This window comes from Oligoflexus sp. (assembly GCF_035712445.1).
Taxonomy (GTDB): Bacteria; Bdellovibrionota_B; Oligoflexia; order Oligoflexales; family Oligoflexaceae; genus Oligoflexus.
In genome coordinates this window covers 1-17209 of the sequence record NZ_DASTAT010000003.1, presented here as the reverse complement: position 1 = coordinate 17209, position 17209 = coordinate 1, and the positions used below count along the sequence as shown (strand labels likewise).

The window sequence follows — 17209 nt, the reverse complement described above, 5'->3', positions numbered from 1 at the left end:
GTCCGCAGGTCGATGTCGAAGTTCTCGCTGCGATAGAGCAAACGAAGGGCTTTCTGAACGAGGAAATCGAGCGACTTAGGCTCATGGATGGGGAAAATGCGCCGATTTTTGAAGGATTGGTGGTAAACTTCCTTCAGGATCTCGGCCATCACGAAACGGATGCAGAGGTTATCGCTTTTTTCGTTCAGGATCATTTCGAAACGCAGGCGATGCAGAAGTTCGTTGATCCAGATGGTTTCCCGATAGACGCGTGGACAAAAAAAGACGGCTTCCAGCTCCGCGGGATTAAGGCCATATTCGAACGCGGCCACAGCAAAACTTTCGGGAAAAAACTGCAGCATGAAAAAATCATCGACATCGGATGATTGCGAGATGGACGCGGAAAAGCCGGCGGGAGCAGCCAGGAAATTTTCATGGTTGAGGCTCAGGTCATGCCCCAGTTTCACGTAACCCTTGGGCTCGAATTTATAGATGAGGCAGGGGGCGTCTGTGGCAATCGCCTTCCGACCAAGGATCGAGGTCATCCGTCCATAGCCTTTCTGCTGTTCCATCAGTTGCCTCTCCGACATGATGTTTACCCTTTTTATGGATGGTCACGTATCGTAGATATATGAAGCGGTCCAGAAACTGTGAGGAAAAACAAAGCAGTTTTGAAGCCGAGTGTTGCAGCGACTTTGCTGAGAGTGTCAAACTTTGTGCTGAACAGGTCACAAAATGGCTCAAACTCGTATCATTCGCCTCGTTGAGGGCTACATTCTGGAGTCTTTCCAGGATTTGAATGGCCAGATGGGCTTCGCCTATTTTCGTGGTTTGGACTTCACCTTTGAGCTGCCGCGGATGGAGCGGCCAGTCATTATTGCGGCCATGAAGTCGGCTGTCCTTCAGATCGAAGCGGATTCCCTGCCCAAAAAAATCGTGAGCGACAGCAAGGAGCTGGTGGTCCTGCCGGGGCAGCAGCAGGTTTATATCAAATCCGTCTCGCCCCACGCGGAATTTTCGCTGCTGTTCCCCGACCGGGCCCTGCGCGACAGGACCTGGGCGTTCTACGATCTGCCTTTGGCGGAAGGTGAAGGTATTTTTCGCAAGACGCGTCACGTGAGTCAGACGGTATGGATCCGGGAGCTTATTTTTCGCTATCACTTCGAACGCTTTGTTGCGAAGGCCCGTGACAATATCAATACGACCTTCCTTGAAAACGAGATGGTGAAGGAAATTTTTTACTCATTCAGTGACAAATCCATAGCTCGCAATGGGCGACCGCATTTTTATCAGCTGAGCGAGCTTCTTCAAAAGACGGTCGCCTATATGGAAAGCCATCTGGGCGAAGAGGTGGATCTGGAGCGGCTTGCGTATATGGCGGGCGCATCAAAATCCACGCTGGTGCGTGCGTTCAATAAGGAATTGGGTTGCAGTCCGGCCAAATTTCTTTGGAATCGACGGCTGGCGGAAGCGAAAATCCTGCTGGAGACCAAGGAACTGTCGGTGAATGCGGTTTCGGAGCTGGTGGGATTCATGAACCCGGCCTCGTTTACCCGGGCTTTCAAAAGGGCCTATGGGCAAACCCCTAGAGAGCTGGCAGAGGCTCCCGCGCCGAATGAAAAGCAGGGCGTGAAACTTTCGTTGTGATGGTAATCAGTCGCAAGTCAGCCAACCTGGCAAGTGAGACGCTCGCCTCTCCATCCTTGCCCATCACTATCTGCAATATCAGTGACCGATCTTCTGCACGGTGGTGGCTGGCGTCACCAACGGCTCCGCAGGATGATGAGCCCAGACGATGCGAATTCCGACCAGAACGATGGCCACGGCCAAAGCCTTCATGATAACGGCGGAGGGCACACGTTTGGAAAGGAAGGCGCCCAGCTGGGCTCCCCCGAGCATTCCCACCGCGAGATAGGGTACAAAGCTGCTGCTCGCCGCGATATCCCCATGCGTAAGATGTTCAATCGTCGCCACGATTGCCGTGATGGCCAGGATAAAATGCGAGGTACCCGCCGCCAGATGCACGGGCATAGCGAGCGCATGAGCCATGAGCGGCACATGGACGATACCTCCGCCGATTCCCAGGGTGGAAGCGAGAAAGCCAACGCCCAGACTGATCACGAATCCAAGCGTCATATCCCGTGACGTCGGCTCCCACCTTGCGGACGCTTCCGCCCCGCGGGTTTTGGGTTTGCGGAAGAAAATAAAAATCCCAAGGAAGAAGAGGACGCTCGCGAAGAAGAGTTCAAAGGATCCGCGATCCATCATGCGGGTGAAGGACGAACCGAGCCAGGCTCCGGGAACGCTGGCCATAGTGAAGATCAGAGCGGTTTTAAGATGGACCTGGCGGCGATAGAGATAGGCTAGCGAGCCGGAGCCTGCATTGCAGGCGACGCAGAGCATACTGATGGCGGTGATCTGCTGTGCTGAGAACTTGGGATACATCATGATGAGCAGCGGGACGAGTATAAATCCGCCGCCTGCACCGATCAAAGTTCCGAGGGTTCCTACGAAAAGTCCAAGAGGCAAAAACAAAAGATCCGCCATGATCCGCTCCATCCGTTGCGTTCAAGGATCGCAAAAGATGTACCGCGGCGGTCGCGGCCGTTAATAGTCAATATTGTTACACAATATTCCAGGATAAGTCGTCATGGCTCGCCAATGGTTTCATAATGTTGCAACATCGTCGCAACATTATGAAACGGTTCACGACCTTTTTTGTTTCATGCGTTTCAAGGCCGCGATCGCGTCATCCATGCCTTCCAAAGACATCGGGAACATGTCGGGGATGACTTTACGAATCAATTGATTCGAGGGTCGATGCCAGTAGATTTGAGGTTCCGGATTGAGCCATACCGAAGAGGGAAAGTGCTGGCGGAGCCGGTTGATCCACACAAGTCCCGGCTCGGCATTGCGCTGAAAGTAATCGATCGCGCCGCCGACTTCCGTCAATTCATAAGGGGCCATGGCCGCATCCCCGACGAAGATGAGCATCCAGCTGGAATCATAGGATCGCAGAAGGTCCTTGGTTAAGACGCGTTCCTGCTGCTCGATATCGGTGAACATGAAATCATAGGGACAGTTGTGAAAATAATAATGTTTGAATTCCTTGAAATGAACGCTCTGATGCGCGGCGGAAAAAAGCTGCTCGCAGATCTGAGTGTGATAGGTCATCGACCCGCCGACATCCATCAATAAAAGAAGCTTCAGATTGTTCTTCCGCTCCGGTCGGAACATCAGGGTGATGTCACCTGCGTTGCGGCCCGTGGCTTCGATGCTGGCATCCAGGTCGAGTTCGGAAGGATGCCCTTCCCGCCCCCAGTGCCGCAGCTTGCGCAGGGCCAGACCCATCTGCCTTGTGTCGATGATCACATCGCGCCGGAAATTTCGAAACATGCGCTGGCTTGCGACCTGGAGCGCATTCATGCCCCCACCCTCGCCACCGACCCGAATGCCGGCCGGATTATAACCGCCGTGACCGAAGGGGCTGGTGCCGCCGGTGCCGATCCACTTATTGCCGCCGTCGTGCCTTTCCTTCTGCTCGCGCATCCTCTCTTCAAACATCTCGCGCAGCTCATCCAGCTCCAGCGCCTTGAGCATGGCTTTTTCCGCATCTGTTAACGCGCGCGGAGGCCTGGCGTTTTTCAGCCATTCCTGGAATTCATCCTTCATGCTTTCGCTATAGGTGATGCCTTCAAAAAATTCGGCGAAGCAGCGATCGAAGGCATCGTAATCCAATTCCGTCCGGCAGAGGATGGCGCGCGCCAGGTAATAGAAGCGGTTCAGAGATTCCCCGGCATGGCCCATGTCAAGGGCCTTGAGAAGGGTCAGCCATTCGTTGCTGGACACCTTCAGCCCATAGCTGCGCAGCTGGTACATGAAATCAACAAACATGGGTGTCCTCTAAAAGCGGGAGTTTCTGCGCTGATTCTGCCGCAGAGCCTGCAGGTCGCTTTCCTTTTTCAAAAGGACGCCAAGGAACGGCAGGTCTTTTTCCAGCTGCTTCGGATCGATGCCGCCCCGCACGAGCGCCCCGATCCAATCGACAAGCTCGCTGGTCGAGGGTTTTTTGCGGATTTCGCTTTGATCCCGCAGCCAGTAGAAACGGACGAGGCACTGGCCGATGAGTTTTTCCTCGACGTTCGGATGGTGCACCTTCAGAATGCGGCGCATCTCCTCGGCCTCTGGAAACGAGATGTAGTGGAAAATGCAGCGGCGGAGAAAGGCATCGGGCAGTTCTTTCTCGGCGTTCGAGCTGATGATGACCACAGGGCGTTTCGCAGCGGTGATGGTCTCGCCCGTTTCCGGTATGTAAAAGCTCATCATATCGAGTTCATGCAGAAGGTCATTCGGGAATTCCAGGTCGGCCTTGTCGATTTCATCGATCAGGACCACGCTGCGATCCGGGGATTGAAAGGCTTTTCCCAAGGGTCCAAGTTTAATGTAACGCTTGATGTCATGCACATCTCCCGTGCCGAAGCGGGAATCATTCAGGCGCTGCACCGTATCGTAAACATAAAGTCCATCCTGCGCCTTCGAGGTGGATTTTACATGCCAGGTCAGGAGCGGCAGGCCCAAGGATTCCGCCACAGCCTTGGCCAGCACAGTTTTTCCGGTCCCAGGCTCGCCGCGGATCAAAAGCGGCCTTTCCAGATCACAGGCGACGTTGACAATTTCCTGCAGCTCCGGTGAGGCGATGTAGTTGCGGGTTCCTTTGAATTGCAAACGTTCAGGCATGATTTCACCATGGTCGTGTGAGGGTCGAAAGCCTGAGCATAGCGAGGTCAGCTCTTGAATGAAAGGCGTCTCGTGGACATCCCGTCAAATCGTCCATGTTTGACGCTCTTTTCTGGCTTTTTTCCCGGGCAAAGACTAGGATGTGGCCCATTCGTGAGGAGGGTCCTTTGCTTAGGTTTTACGGCTACAAAAAATGCAGCGGCTGCCGCGATGCGGAAAAGCTCCTGACACAAAAAAAGATTCCCTATGCGTTCATCGATATCACCGAAACGCCGCCCAGCGCCGCCGAACTCAGCGCCTGGTTCCAGGCTTCGAAGGTCGAGCTGAAAAAGCTCCTGAATACCAGTGGTGAAGTCTATCGGTCCATGGGTTTGAAGGATAAACTGAACGGCATGTCGGAAGCCGAGGTCATCGCGCTTCTGGCCAGTAACGGCCGTCTGATCAAACGCCCTCTGATCACCGACGGCCAACGTCTTCTCACGCTGCAGGAGCTGACCTCATGAACGATGCCCTTTGTCCCTGCGGCACGGGTCAAACCTATGCCGCCTGCTGCGGACTCTATATCGAAGGCGGACAGCTCGCGCCGAATCCCGAAGTCCTCATGCGCAGTCGGTATACCGCTTTCTGCCGCTCGAATTATCCTTATTTGAAAAAAACCTGGCACCCGGAAACCTATCCCGAGGATCTGGAGCAGGGTGAACCGTCCAACTGGGTGGGGCTGGAAATCATCGACTCCGACTGGGAGGATGATGAAGGCGAGGTGGAATTCAAAGCGCGCCTCATCTTTGACAATCGCCTGGAAACGCTGCATGAAGTGAGCAGCTTCGATAAGATTGATGGCGCCTGGCTTTATCACAGCGGTGAATTCCTGAACGAGGACGAGCCATTGAAAATCAATCGCAATGCCCCCTGCCCCTGCGGCAGCGGAAAACCTTTCAAAGATTGCCATTACGAAGCATGAATGAGCACGCGTCCATCTTAAAACCCATCACGCTCGGAGCGCACACCGTTCCGGGGCTATGGCGCTCTATGCTGCCCGAGGATGTGCTTTACTTCAGGGTGGATCCCGAGGCAGGCAGCAGCTGCTTCAATTGCCCCCAGGTGAAAGCGCACGGCTTTCATCCGACCTCGCGCTGCTGCAGCTATATCCCGCGCATTCCGAATTTCCTGCTCGGCCTTGCGCTGATGGATGCCGAAACGCAGGCGGTCGCACGCGATTTTGTGGGCTCCGGCTACACCATACCGGAAGGCAGTCAGGTGTCACCGCTCCAGATGGAACAGTCGCTCGGTTTTTTAAGCGGGCAATTGCCCCATGGAACCGTCGTCTGTCCCCTGCTCGACCGCACCAGCAAAAAATGCCAGGTCTATGCCTTTCGCAACGGAGTCTGCAGTACATTTTTCTGTCGCCACGATCAGGGTCAGGCCGGCGCGGAATTCTGGGAATCTCTCACCGACCTTGTGACCCAGGTGGAAACCGCGTTGGCCCAATGGGCTCTGGCCCAGGCTGGTTTTGATCTTGACGCTTACTTCGAACGGTTTGAAAGCCTGCAGCACAGCATGGACACCTGCACCGATCCCGTTACGGGTACCTGGAGCGACAGCGCCCGACGCCTGCTTTTCGCCGAATGGTATGGCCGTGAAGAGGAACTCTTTCTTCACTGCGCCACGGCCATATTAGAGAACACGAAAGATCTTTTCGAAATAGCCGGTCAGCAAAGGCTCCGGCAGACGCCAGGCTACGACAGGGCGCAGCGGGAACGTCTGGGCCCCCGCTTCGAGGCCGCGCTGATTGCAGAAGCGCTCCCCGAAGGCGAGGCGGTGCCCATTCGGAGCCTTTGGTATTCGACCCAGCTCGCGCATCGCAATCTTCAATTGCATCGCCTCAAGGCTTCATCAACTGGATCTTCTGATTGAGCACGGCCGAGCAGCGGAAAAGGATAAGCCTTGTCCCCGGTTCGGCCTTGCTTTGCTCCGCGTCGATGCAGGTGTTGTTCGCATCGAACTTCAAGGAGTACGTACTCCCGTAATCAACGACGCTGAAAAATTGCGTCGACTTTGATTCACAGATATCCGCACGCAAAACCGTCGTGAAAAAGCCGATCGGCCCCACGGAAAGACAGCGCTGACTGCTCGTGTCCTTCAGCTGCACGCGTCCGTCCAGACTGCGGGCGAACAGAAATTTCTGACCTGGAGCATTCGGATCACAGGTTTGCAGGCTGGTTTGCCCGTTCGGACTCACCTGGAGACAAAGTCCATTACTGTGGGCAAAGGACAGGGATTCCACCCGCTGGGTAATCTCGGGCTGCATGGTAATCGGTACTGGCACTGGGTCGCCGATGGCAGGCATTTCATCAGGGTCAGGGCTGGGCTCAGTGGTTGCTCCGGTCGCCGCGATTTCGGAGTCAGGTGCAGGGTTTTTGTCGGTGTTTTCCTCTTCGATCGGATTCCGTTCACGGCAGGCGGCAAGACAGACAAGGATCAGCGCAAGGCTGAAAGGTTTGGATCGTCGCATAATTTGGTCCCCCTTTGGCTTCGCAAGGGGCGCTTTGCAAGGACAGGGCCTTCATTACCTATGATATAATTTCATCGGTTTAGGCAAAGGCACCCTGTCGAAACCCTTGACGATCTGGCCACGGGTCCAGCGACCCGGTCCCGATTGACGAAGGCGACGACGCTGGAGTACTTTGCCCAGCAGATGATGAAGCCAGCGGAGGCGGCATGCGATTCTATTGGAAAACACTGATACTGGGAATGCTTCAGCTTATCGGATGGAGCCAGGCGGCCTCACCCGCGTCCGCCTTTATCTTTGAATCCCGCGGCATGAAGCTGCAGCGCGAGTTGGTGGAAACCAAAGCGGGACCGATCTGGGCCATGACCTTCCTGCCCGACGGCGGCCTTCTGATGACTCTGAAAAGCGGTGAAATCAAAAGGTATGACCTGGAAAAAAAGACCTTTGCTTCCATCGGCAATGTGCCCGGCGTCGCCGTCTTTGGCCAGGGTGGTCTGCTTGATGTGGTCCTTTCACCGAACTTCGCGAAAGATCGCAAAGTATTTTTGAGCTACAGCAAACAGATAGCCAACGGCGAGTACACGACCGCCCTAGGCGTCGGCACCATCGACGGCAAGAGTCTCCGTGATTTTCGTGAAATCTTCGTCGCTCGCGGCAGCTCGTCCCGGGGCGAGCATTTCGGAGGTCGTATCGTCGTCGAGCCTGATGCCTTGTGGCTGAGTGTCGGCGAGCGCGGCGTGCGGGAGAATGCGCAGGATCTTACAAATCATCTGGGCAAAATTCTGCGTCTGACCTGGGACGGTAAACCGCATGCGGACAATCCCTTTACCGGACGCAAGGATGCACTTCCCGAGATCTATAGTTTCGGTCATCGCAATCCTCAAGGACTTGTGAAGCACCCGGTAACCGGCGAAATCTGGGCTCATGAGCACGGTCCGCGAGGGGGCGACGAAATCAATATCATCAAAAAAGGCTTCAACTACGGCTGGCCCAAGGCCACCTTTGGTCGGGAATACTGGGGTCCGGCTATCGGGCAGCCCCGCATTCCCGGAACTGAAGACCCCATCCATCAGTGGACACCCTCGATCGCCCCCTGCGGCATGATCATCTATAACGGCGAGGCCCTGCCTGGCTGGAAGGGGCTGGTGATCGCCGGGTCCTTGGCCAAGACCCATCTGAATCTGACGGAAATCCGCAACAACCAGATGGTGGCGGAAGAACGTCTTTTCGCGAAGGATGGGCTGCGGGTCCGCGAGGTGGAGCAAGGCCCAGGCGGAGACGTCTGGTACGCGACCGATGATGGTTCGCTATTCCGCATACGGAGAATGTGAGTATTCTTTGTTAGGGCTTTTAACTTAGTTCACTCTCGGCTACGATGCGCCCGGCTAGCAAACCCGCTTCAGCAAAGGGCCGCATATGTTCATCCGTCGAATATTCGTCTCCATCGTCCTGGGATCTCTGTCTCTGGTATCGGCTCCTCTGTCCGCCGAAGAGGCCGCAGTGGTCCAGGTTCCCGATCCTGAAGCGGGCGGCTATACCCGGATTCCGCCCTCCTTCCTCGGTTTCTCTCAGGAATGGCCCTGGGTGAATGCGCTGACGGGCAGCGAGCACATCTTTTCGATCTTTGATCTTCTGCGCAACGGCAAACGCGATCCTCTGATTCTCCGTATCGGAGGCGTCGATGGCGATGCCGGCTATGATGGGATCTTCAATCCCGAGCACAAGGACTATAACGACCCCTACAGCATCATGAAAAGAAACAGCATGGCGAATACTTCGAAGGAAGTCGTTCTGCTGAAAAATCGGGTCGGTTTCCGCTTTATCGCGACGGTCAACCTTGCCAATCGCAATCCCGGTCTGGCCCAAAGTCAGGCCGATATGCTCCGTTCATCCCTCGGCGATGCCCTGGTCTCCCTGGAGATCGGTAACGAACCCAATTACTACCTGAGTCACGTGCCCCAATACTGGACGAATTCGGGAACCTTTTACAGTGACATCGTCACCGAGTTCGAGTCCTTCACCAAAAGCCTCGCTTGCCAGAAAAACTGCGCAGGACCTGCCTGGGGATGGATCGGGCTGAATCCTGATATGATGCGGAATTATCTGCGCAGAGCCACCGATAAACTGAACTTCGTCACCGTTCATTACTATAAATCCGCCTATAAACCGAATCAGCCGGGGAATGACACAGCGGAAACCCTTTTGCAGGAGACCGATGTCATCACCAAATGGATAAGGCCGCAGGTCAAGGTCAGCCGGGAATTCGGCGTGCCGCTGCGCATCAGTGAAAGCAATGCCGTGTCGGGCGGCGGGAATGATGGAGTGAGCAATAGCTTTGCGGCGGCGCTCTGGACCTTGGATATGTGTCTTTCCATGGCCGCCGAAGGTGTCGCGGGCATTGATTTTCATCAGGGTTCCTATCGCTATGCGATGTATGAGCGCGTGCCCAGGGGCGATGGCAATCCCGCGGATTTCCCCCTTTATCAGAACTATCGCGTGCAGCCGAGCTTTTACGGAATGCTCTTCTTTCAGATCGCCAACCGTGATGAATCGGATATTCGGCAGCTTGCGATCGACCCCGGCCTGAGGGTAAAGGGCTATCAGCTCTTTTCCAAGGAAGGCAGTCGCACGGTGCTCGTGAACAAGGACCCCTGGAATGCGAAAAGCCTAAGGCTCGCGCTGCCGCAAGGCTTGCAGGGAAAAGCTCTGCGAATGATCGAGCTTCTTGCACCCGGCAGCGACATCACCGCGAAAAAAGGGATTACCCTTGCGGGACAAAGTTATGAAGGCTGGGGCGGCGCGAAAAGTGGCGGCTATGCGGCCACGGTGCTTACGCCCGAGACTCAGGCCGATGGTCAGCCGTCGATCACGATTGCGCTGAAGCCGGCCAGTGCTGTGATGATCCTGAGTCCTTGAAGGGCATTGTTGCTAGGACGCGTCCGAAAGCGGACGGTCGAAATCCGAGCGCATGAAAAGGCGGGACGGCAGTTCCATTTCAATCAGAAAAGGAATAAAACCCGCGTTGGCCAGTCCCTGCAGCCTGATCCGCACCTGACCGCCGGCCTGCTCCACATACTGTCGGATGGCGCCCATCCCGACTCCACGCCCAGAGATATCCGTCACGGACTGCGCGGTGGAAAGGTGAGACGTCAGAAGAAGATCGGCGAACTGCTGTGGGTTTTGCGCCTCGTCTTTGGACAGGAGCTGATGCTCCAGAGCCACTTCAGAAAGCCGATGGAGATTCAGGCCGCGACCGTCATCCCAATACCTTATCAGCACTTTATCTTTTCTAGTTTCGCAATGTATGAAGAGCCTTGGCTGCCGGCTCTTCTGCTTCCGTCGCCGTTCCTCCGGCGCTTCGATGCCATGGTCCATGGAATTGCGTAGCAGATGGACGAAGACCCGGTGCAAAAGATCTTCCGTCAGCGCCGAGGCCAGCAGATTGTCATCCACAACGTCCAGCTCGGGTCTTTCCTTTTGCAGATCGCGAGCCAATGCCGGCAGCACCGAGCCGATTTCCCCTATGATCTCCCGCAGGGGCGTATGGATCTGTTTGATGAACTTTGTGCTCATATCCTGAACCTCGCGCCGCGTTTCCTTCGGTATAGATTCCGACTGCAGAAGGACCATCAAAGCATCGAGATGAGCCGCGACATCATCCATGGTCAGATCCACCCGCATTCGATCGGTGGGAGTGCGGCCGAGCTTATCACGGGCAATGCGATCATAGCGCTGGATCATCCCGGACAGCAGCTTTTGATCCTCGCGCATGCGCAGAGCATCCGCGGTCTTCGGATCCTTGAGTCCGGCGTAATACTGCTCCATGCCGTGCAAGAGCCCGGTCAGACCCTTGAAATAAAGCGAGCGCGCCGATCCCTTCAGGGTATGAAGGTTGATGAAGATGATCTTGAAAAGATCAGCATCGCGGATCCCGGCCTCGACCTGCTGCAGGAGTCTTTCGTTTTCCTCGATCAGGTCCATGGCGCCCTGCATGAAACGATGGAAACGGGCCGGGGTGACGTTCAGGATCTCGCCGATCATTTCCAGCTCTTCCTTATGATCAAGGGCTTTGCGCTGCAGACCCTTCAACTCGGTTACATCGCGAATGGTCACCAGGATTTTCTCGGTGATGCCCTGGTCATTGACGATCTTGTCCCAGGTCAGATCATAGAGATGAAGCATACCGTCAGGCCGGGTCCATTCGATATGAAGCGGCAGCGCGTCGCGATTGATATCAAAGTTGATCTCGACTTCATTCAGTGAAGCCTGGATGGCGCTCAGAGCCTGACTTTTCTCGTCCGCCGTCAGCTGGCTCGGTTCCAGAAGCAGACGCGCGGCGACGAGGCCTTCCAGTCTATCGTGCAGAAAAATCTGCTTCAGATGCTGGGAATAATCGCGGGCAATGACACCATCGGGTCCCGACAGCATGAAGATGCCGAGCGGAATATGCTGCATGATGGAGCGGATATCGCGGGTTTTATCCTCGACAGTCTGTTCCAGATTTTCATTGACCTCTTTCAGGTTCTCGCTGAGCTGCCGCACCTCGCGCTCCTTGTGCCGCAGACGAATGAAGGCCATGGAGAAGCGATGCGCGAGCAGATAGGACTGGACCAGGATGAAGGCCAGGACGCCAAAGCCCCCGAGAGGCGGCAGCGGAATGCGGCGCTGAACCGAAAGGATATCATTGATGACCACAAGGACCAGAACCACAGTGCCGGTGAGGAAGATGCCGCTCGATTCCTTGCGGGTGTGGCGCGATTTCCATGCGGCCCAGAAAGCATGCGCCAGGATCGGGACCACGACGAATTCAAAAAGCAGGGACATGTTTACAAAGATGCGCGGTCCGGTGGTCAGGCACATCAGATGATGGGCCCACGCTATCCACGAGCCGACGATCAGAACTTTCTTTTTATAATGCGGCTGGAAGAGGATCCACGAGAACCAGATGAAGGCATGAGTCGCGACCATCCAGGAAAAATTCAGAATGCGCAGCCGCATGTCGTAGCTGGTTTCGGGCCAGAGCGTGATGAAGATCTCGGTGCCGACGGTCGAAGTATAGGCGGCCACGAAAAAGCAGACGATGGCAAAGCAGAGCGTGGATTTATCTTCCGTGCGCAAAGCAAAAAGGCAAAGGTGATAGATGGACATGATCAGCAGCGCACCCACCACCAGGACGTCGATGGCGATCTGCCGATCCCTGTGAAGCTGCATGGTCTTGATGGGGCCGAGGCTTGGAATTTTGGTGATGCCCGAGAGGAAAATATCAAAGTTACTCACCTGCACCAGGATATCAAGGGTTGGGGAGTCTGGAGTGAAAATCAGGTAGCTCATGCCCGTGCGACCCTGATGGGTAGCGGCGCTGCGGCCCGGCTGACCATAGACGGCCAGTTCCTTGCCGTTGACGAATATCCGCGAGGCGGCCCAGATTTCGCTCAGCGAAAGAGCCAGAGGCATGGGGTGATCGAGTTGAATGCGAAGATGATAGGTCCCGTAACCGAAAACCGAAAAGTCATGACGCTTATCCTGATACCAGTTTCCTGGCACCTTCAGCAGCACCCGCTCGCCGTCGTGGGAAGCAAACTCATGGGGAAAAACATGCTTTTGCCAGTAAAAAGACCAGTCACCACGCAGCTCAATAGTGTCCGTGAGGCCCTGCCCGCGCAGATCCAAAACTCCGTCGGTCACCTGGGGCTGCGCGAAAACCCTTGTGGTCAAAAGAAGGAGGTAAAGAAAAAGATGGAAGCGTAGTTTCATGCAATAGCGGTCCTCAGTGTCTTCTCTTTTCGGATGGAAAAGAAAAAACAACAGAACGCTCCGATCGAAGTCGGAGCATTCCGAGGATTTTGGCTGTTATAATGCGGATTTTGTGCCCATGAGGCGGCGGAGGTGCGTGCAGTCTTCGAAGGAACCGAAGACCTTCACCTGATGGGTGTCATCAATAACTTCGAAACGCGAATCGTTCACCACCAGATAATAGTTCTGGCCGCAGAATAGTGGACTTGCGAAGATGACTTCGACCTTGCCGATCTCTACGCCCAGGCTATCTTTCAAAAGCGAAAGAACGAGGTTGGTGGCGCAAAGGCCCTGGATGAAACTTCCGGGGTGACGGAAGAGTTTCGAGACGAGGTCCACGGTATGAATGGGATTCAGATCGCCCGAGAGCATTCCATACTGCACGCCGAGTTTACGACCCACGTGAAAGAGAGCTTTGAATTCATGATCCAACGCCAGTTCTGACGCGCGACGCGAAATTCCCGCGTATTTTTCGTCAGGTGTATGCCGCGCCAGTATTTTTTCATAGGCCTGCGCGGGCAGACCGCGGAAGAACATGCGATCGACGTGGACGATCTTCACCGCAGCGCCGTCCATGATCTGGATTTCGATTTCGAGAATGCCACGGCCGCGACCGGGAAAAGGTTTGATGTCCTTCACGCGGGCTTTGTAGCGATAGCTCTTCTCGGCCTCGAATTGAAAGCAGAGGTCGCGATATTCGATCTCGGATGAAAGATGCATGACGGTTTTAAAGTCGATGCCCAGGCGCGAGGCGCAGGTGAAGAAGGCGTTGGTGTTCATATACGAATAAAGGGTATTGCGATTTTCATAGGGGTTGCGATTGCCGATGGCCTTCTGCCATTCGGTGAAGGTCGCGGCTGGAATCCGAAAATCCGTCTCGTAGCTCGTCCAGTTTTCAGGCGCAAGGTTCAAAGGCCGGGTCTGGACCATGGTCCGCACAAAGCCGAACGAATACTGCAAAACGTCGACGAGCTTGAGCGGGCTCACGATAACGGTCATTGTTGCTCCTCCATTGATTTTGCCGGGAGGAGTTGCAAAATCAGGGCCGCCGCCAATCCCTGAAAACCACTGGAGGGCCCCCAGGGTTTGCCCAGTTCTTGGACGCAAGATCGCAGAATCCTGACAGAAAATTTGCCCGCCGGAAAGAATCAAAAATCAGCCACTCGGTAAATTTCCCTTATTTTTGGACCTCGTTTACGCTATGAATTCTTTTCAGTTCACGCTTTACGGAAAGAATGGCATGTCCTCTGAACGATTTGAACTCATCACCCTGAAGTCCGGGCACACGAGCCTCCGCCTGCTGTCCAATCGCGAGACATTCCATCCTGTGATCGGCCCTGAAGCGGAGGCCCGCGCTCTGCATGTGGTCCAGCAAAGGATCGTGGAGCGGAGCCAGGATTATCAGCCCTTCATCATCTGGGATGTGGGGCTCGGAGCGGCGGCCAATGCCGTGGCGGCCATCGACGCGCTGGCCGATGTCCGCAATGATGTCGAGCTTCATAGCTTCGATCACACGCTCGCGCCTTTGCGTTTTGCCTGTGATCACAGCGAGCATCTGGTTTATATTCAGCCTCATCGCGCGGCCATCGACGAGCTGATGCAGAAGGGGCAGGTGAAGATCGGGCGGGTGCACTGGTATTTGCACAGGGCGGATTTTCGAGACAGCCTTTCCCGTTCTGATCTGCCGGCGCCGCACGCGATTTTTTATGATCCCTATTCCGCCACCAGCAATCCGGAAATGTGGACCCTCGAACATTTTACAAAGCTGCGGCAGGCTCTCGATGATACGCGCCCCTGCCTTCTGACGAATTATACGCGGTCCACTGCGGTGCGCAGCACCTGGCTTCTGGCCGGTTTTTACGTGGGGATCGGCGTCGGCATCGGCGAGAAGGATCAGACGACGATCGCAGCGAATGAACTTTCACTTTTGGAGCGTCCCCTTTCTTTGGATTGGCTCAAGCAGGTTGCGGCCTCGCAAAACTCCAATCCTCTGCGTGAGGCCGGGGCGATTTATGGTCCTATGAATGCCGCTGATTTTGAACGGCTCCGTCAGCATCCCCAATTCCACATGAGGTCCCTATGTCTGTAAAACGCGTTGCGCTCGCTCCGAATGGACTTGAAGTTTCCAGCTTGATCTATGGCGCCTGGCGTCTTGTGAATGCCCCGCTCCAGGGCCATATTCCTTCCATCCAGCGTCTGCTTGATCTTTGCTTCGAGCATGGGATCACGACCTTTGATCATGCCGATATCTATGGCGGCTATCAGTGCGAGGAACTTTTCGGTCGCGCCATGAATCCGGCTCTCAGGAGTCGCATGGAACTCGTGACCAAATGCGGCATCCGCCTCATCAATCCGGCAAGGCCGCACCACCGTGTGAAATCCTATGATACGAGCGCGGCGCATATTCGTCAGTCGGTCGAGCAGAGTCTGATCAACCTTAAAACCGACTACCTCGACCTCCTTCTCATTCACCGGCCTGATCCCTTGATGGATGCCGATGCGATCGCCGACGTTGTTCAGGATCTGCGGCAGTCCGGAAAGATTCGGGCGTTTGGTGTCTCCAACTTTCTGCCGGCCCAATTTGATCTTCTTCAGTCAAGACTCCCGGAGCCCATGGCCACCAATCAGATCGAGGCCCATCCCCTGCGGCCTTCCGTATTCTTCGATGGCACCCTGGATCACGCGCAGCGCCTGCGCTACCGTCCCATGATCTGGTCACCCTTGGCCGGTGGTCGGCTTGGAGATCAGCCCGAGCTGACAAAAATTCTGCAGCTGCGTGCTGACGAACTCGGGACCAGCGTGGAAGGGCTGGTCCTGGCCTGGCTTCAGCGTCATCCGGCGGGCCTTGTTCCGGTGCTCGGCACGACTAACGAACAAAGACTGCTCCGTATGCTGACCGCACCCGAGGTCGCGATCAGCAGCGAGGTCTGGCATGAAATCCTGCAAGCCGGCATGGGGCATGAGCTTCCCTGATTCCGGCCCGGGCGGTTTTTGCAATTTTTCGGAAACCGCCTATCTGATCTTTCTTCTGTTTCGTTTCGGCAGCCCATGGTACGGATGTTGTCCCAACTTATTTTCGAGGGACTTCATCATGTACGCTTTTCTGCTTGCCGCCGCGCTCACGACTCCCCAGGCTGAAACAGCCACGATTCTGAAAGCTATCGACAATATCTGTGGTGACACCTGGTGCGAGGGGGATTTCAGCTTTCGCTTTCATAAGGTGACCCTTGATACCGCCCAAAATAGTACGCGCGTGCTTTTTACCATGAGCATCCCCTACCCCACGGAAATTGATAGCAGCACGATCATTCTGAAGCAGAAGTTCGATGTGAGCTGTGATGTGGCAGGTTATTCGACTTTTGCGGCGATTATGGATAGAAATGATCAGTTGAACTGGGATTTTTATACGAGTTTGACGGATTGTATTCAGAAGCTTGAAGGGCGCTTGTCGCGAGTCAATCGGCCGCTCTAGAATCTGATAGGTCACATATCGGCATCGCATGACTTGTGCGATGTCCTTTAGGGGGCCTACGAACATGCCCCTGATTTTCTTCCAGAAAGAAATTGAATCAGCCTGCTAGTGAGGGGTTCCCGGGCTTATAAACCCGACGCTTTGACTCTCGTTTTTTGAGCTGCAACACGTTTCCGCCTTCCGCTTGGAAAAAGCCTGCTGGCTGATGCCAAGGCCATGGCAGATGTACTGGACTCGCCTGCTTCCTGCGGCCTCAGAGCTCTTCCGTGAAACGACTTTTCTTCATGCAAATCTCCGTGCTGTGCTTATTGACAAGGGAGATTCAAACGAATCAATGGAAGAAAGTGACGGAGAAACGTCGGTCGGAATTGGGGATCCTCACAAACCTTTGTCACTCAACTCCCTAATATTCTTCTAAGCATTTTCATCACCGGGCTTCCCCATCCCCTTGTCACCATTTATGATAAATGGAGACAACAACAAGAATTCTATCTGAAAATGAAAGGTCCGTGCCGCGATCTTACCTGTTTATACCCATTTCTGGTACCCCCGTACTACGGTTTCAGAACAAACCCTCTTGTCATGCTTTTTCTGAACTCGTATGAAATCGGTTAGGTTTGTGTGATATTTCGAGGCCCCTGCATGGCCTTGTACATGGCGATCATTTTCTGCTGGAACTCCGCCTCCCGAGCCAGTAGCCAGTATTCCCGACGGATCTT

Annotated in this window: 16 protein-coding genes; 9 read left to right on the top strand and 7 right to left on the bottom strand. The window is 54.9% G+C overall.

The genetic code is table 11. The annotated features are described in order from the left end of the window. A partial coding sequence (locus VFO10_RS00645) for a hypothetical protein (RefSeq protein ID WP_325136726.1) occupies positions 1 to 569 on the bottom strand: 569 nt, incomplete at its 3' end. A gap of 145 nt (positions 570 to 714) precedes the next feature. Between VFO10_RS00645 and VFO10_RS00640 the strand changes: the two genes are divergently transcribed. Then, positions 715 to 1626 carry an AraC family transcriptional regulator gene (locus tag VFO10_RS00640; RefSeq protein WP_325136725.1) on the top strand — a complete coding sequence of 304 codons (912 nt, stop codon included), beginning with the start codon at positions 715 to 717 and terminating at the stop codon, positions 1624 to 1626. Between the two features lie 78 nt (positions 1627 to 1704). Here VFO10_RS00640 and VFO10_RS00635 read toward each other — a convergent pair whose 3' ends face one another. The 3 genes from VFO10_RS00635 to VFO10_RS00625 all read right to left on the bottom strand — a co-directional run bounded on the left by VFO10_RS00635 (position 1705) and on the right by VFO10_RS00625 (position 4716). Further along, positions 1705 to 2526, bottom strand: a complete 822-nt coding sequence (locus tag VFO10_RS00635) for a sulfite exporter TauE/SafE family protein (RefSeq protein WP_325136724.1) — start codon at positions 2524 to 2526, stop codon at positions 1705 to 1707. A gap of 159 nt (positions 2527 to 2685) precedes the next feature. Then, the gene (locus VFO10_RS00630; RefSeq protein ID WP_325136723.1) at positions 2686 to 3873 is read right to left on the bottom strand and encodes a vWA domain-containing protein; all 1188 of its coding nucleotides are present in this window, start codon (positions 3871 to 3873) and stop codon (positions 2686 to 2688) included. A gap of 9 nt (positions 3874 to 3882) precedes the next feature. Continuing rightward, entirely contained in the window at positions 3883 to 4716 is an 834-nt protein-coding gene (locus VFO10_RS00625; protein WP_325136722.1) for a MoxR family ATPase, read from the bottom strand. 167 nt (positions 4717 to 4883) lie between these two features. Here VFO10_RS00625 and VFO10_RS00620 point away from each other — a divergent pair, with 167 nt between their 5' ends. Genes VFO10_RS00620 through VFO10_RS00610 form a run of 3 tightly spaced genes read left to right on the top strand, consistent with a single transcriptional unit; the run spans position 4884 to position 6630 of the window. After that, positions 4884 to 5219, top strand: a complete 336-nt coding sequence (locus tag VFO10_RS00620) for a Spx/MgsR family RNA polymerase-binding regulatory protein (RefSeq protein WP_325136721.1) — start codon at positions 4884 to 4886, stop codon at positions 5217 to 5219. After that, entirely contained in the window at positions 5216 to 5677 is a 462-nt protein-coding gene (locus VFO10_RS00615; RefSeq protein WP_325136720.1) for a YchJ family protein, read from the top strand. Before VFO10_RS00620 ends, VFO10_RS00615 begins: the two co-directional genes overlap by 4 nt. After that, entirely contained in the window at positions 5674 to 6630 is a 957-nt protein-coding gene (locus VFO10_RS00610; protein WP_325136719.1) for a hypothetical protein, read from the top strand. The genes VFO10_RS00615 and VFO10_RS00610 overlap by 4 nt, the downstream gene beginning before the upstream one ends. On the opposite strand, the gene VFO10_RS00605 is transcribed toward VFO10_RS00610, so the two are convergent. After that, positions 6599 to 7228 carry an RICIN domain-containing protein gene (locus VFO10_RS00605; RefSeq protein ID WP_325136718.1) on the bottom strand — a complete coding sequence of 210 codons (630 nt, stop codon included), beginning with the start codon at positions 7226 to 7228 and terminating at the stop codon, positions 6599 to 6601. The genes VFO10_RS00610 and VFO10_RS00605 overlap by 32 nt on opposite strands. A 206-nt stretch (positions 7229 to 7434) precedes the next feature. Between VFO10_RS00605 and VFO10_RS00600 the strand changes: the two genes are divergently transcribed. Both VFO10_RS00600 and VFO10_RS00595 read left to right on the top strand, forming a co-directional pair. Next, positions 7435 to 8556: a PQQ-dependent sugar dehydrogenase gene (locus tag VFO10_RS00600; RefSeq protein ID WP_325136717.1), complete on the top strand. Its 1122-nt coding sequence runs from the start codon at positions 7435 to 7437 to the stop codon at positions 8554 to 8556. Between the two features lie 85 nt (positions 8557 to 8641). Then, complete coding sequence (locus tag VFO10_RS00595) at positions 8642 to 10141, top strand: glycosyl hydrolase family 79 C-terminal domain-containing protein (RefSeq protein WP_325136716.1); 1500 nt, start codon at positions 8642 to 8644, stop codon at positions 10139 to 10141. Positions 10142 to 10153: 12 nt separating this feature from the next. Here VFO10_RS00595 and VFO10_RS00590 read toward each other — a convergent pair whose 3' ends face one another. Both VFO10_RS00590 and VFO10_RS00585 read right to left on the bottom strand, forming a co-directional pair. Then, complete coding sequence (locus tag VFO10_RS00590) at positions 10154 to 12979, bottom strand: 7TM diverse intracellular signaling domain-containing protein (RefSeq protein WP_325136715.1); 2826 nt, start codon at positions 12977 to 12979, stop codon at positions 10154 to 10156. Between the two features lie 96 nt (positions 12980 to 13075). Further along, entirely contained in the window at positions 13076 to 14017 is a 942-nt protein-coding gene (locus VFO10_RS00585) for a MaoC/PaaZ C-terminal domain-containing protein (RefSeq protein ID WP_325136714.1), read from the bottom strand. Positions 14018 to 14258: 241 nt separating this feature from the next. On the opposite strand from VFO10_RS00585, the gene VFO10_RS00580 reads away from it, so the two are divergent. The 3 genes from VFO10_RS00580 (at position 14259) to VFO10_RS00570 (ending at position 16490) form a co-directional block, all read left to right on the top strand. Beyond that, positions 14259 to 15107 (top strand): MnmC family methyltransferase, encoded by an 849-nt coding sequence (locus VFO10_RS00580; protein ID WP_325136713.1) that lies wholly within the window; start codon positions 14259 to 14261, stop codon positions 15105 to 15107. Continuing rightward, positions 15098 to 15991, top strand: coding sequence for an aldo/keto reductase (locus VFO10_RS00575; RefSeq protein WP_325136712.1), 894 nt, complete (start codon positions 15098 to 15100; stop codon positions 15989 to 15991). Before VFO10_RS00580 ends, VFO10_RS00575 begins: the two co-directional genes overlap by 10 nt. A 118-nt stretch (positions 15992 to 16109) precedes the next feature. Beyond that, positions 16110 to 16490 (top strand): hypothetical protein, encoded by a 381-nt coding sequence (locus VFO10_RS00570; RefSeq protein WP_325136711.1) that lies wholly within the window; start codon positions 16110 to 16112, stop codon positions 16488 to 16490. The last annotated feature ends 719 nt before the right edge of the window (positions 16491 to 17209 follow it).

Bases quoted from the DNA above. Each gene is read 5' to 3' on its own strand.
- VFO10_RS00625 (WP_325136722.1), bottom strand. From the start codon at position 4,716: ATGCCTGAACGTTTGCAATTCAAAGGAACCCGCAACTACATCGCCTCA.
- VFO10_RS00575 (WP_325136712.1), top strand. From the start codon at position 15,098: ATGTCTGTAAAACGCGTTGCGCTCGCTCCGAATGGACTTGAAGTTTCC.
- VFO10_RS00640 (WP_325136725.1), top strand. From the start codon at position 715: ATGGCTCAAACTCGTATCATTCGCCTCGTTGAGGGCTACATTCTGGAG.
- VFO10_RS00595 (WP_325136716.1), top strand. From the start codon at position 8,642: ATGTTCATCCGTCGAATATTCGTCTCCATCGTCCTGGGATCTCTGTCT.
- VFO10_RS00580 (WP_325136713.1), top strand. From the start codon at position 14,259: ATGTCCTCTGAACGATTTGAACTCATCACCCTGAAGTCCGGGCACACG.
- VFO10_RS00610 (WP_325136719.1), top strand. From the start codon at position 5,674: ATGAATGAGCACGCGTCCATCTTAAAACCCATCACGCTCGGAGCGCAC.
- VFO10_RS00600 (WP_325136717.1), top strand. From the start codon at position 7,435: ATGCGATTCTATTGGAAAACACTGATACTGGGAATGCTTCAGCTTATC.
- VFO10_RS00585 (WP_325136714.1), bottom strand. From the start codon at position 14,017: ATGACCGTTATCGTGAGCCCGCTCAAGCTCGTCGACGTTTTGCAGTAT.
- VFO10_RS00590 (WP_325136715.1), bottom strand. From the start codon at position 12,979: ATGAAACTACGCTTCCATCTTTTTCTTTACCTCCTTCTTTTGACCACA.
- VFO10_RS00570 (WP_325136711.1), top strand. From the start codon at position 16,110: ATGTACGCTTTTCTGCTTGCCGCCGCGCTCACGACTCCCCAGGCTGAA.
- VFO10_RS00635 (WP_325136724.1), bottom strand. From the start codon at position 2,526: ATGGCGGATCTTTTGTTTTTGCCTCTTGGACTTTTCGTAGGAACCCTC.
- VFO10_RS00605 (WP_325136718.1), bottom strand. From the start codon at position 7,228: ATGCGACGATCCAAACCTTTCAGCCTTGCGCTGATCCTTGTCTGTCTT.
- VFO10_RS00630 (WP_325136723.1), bottom strand. From the start codon at position 3,873: ATGTTTGTTGATTTCATGTACCAGCTGCGCAGCTATGGGCTGAAGGTG.
- VFO10_RS00615 (WP_325136720.1), top strand. From the start codon at position 5,216: ATGAACGATGCCCTTTGTCCCTGCGGCACGGGTCAAACCTATGCCGCC.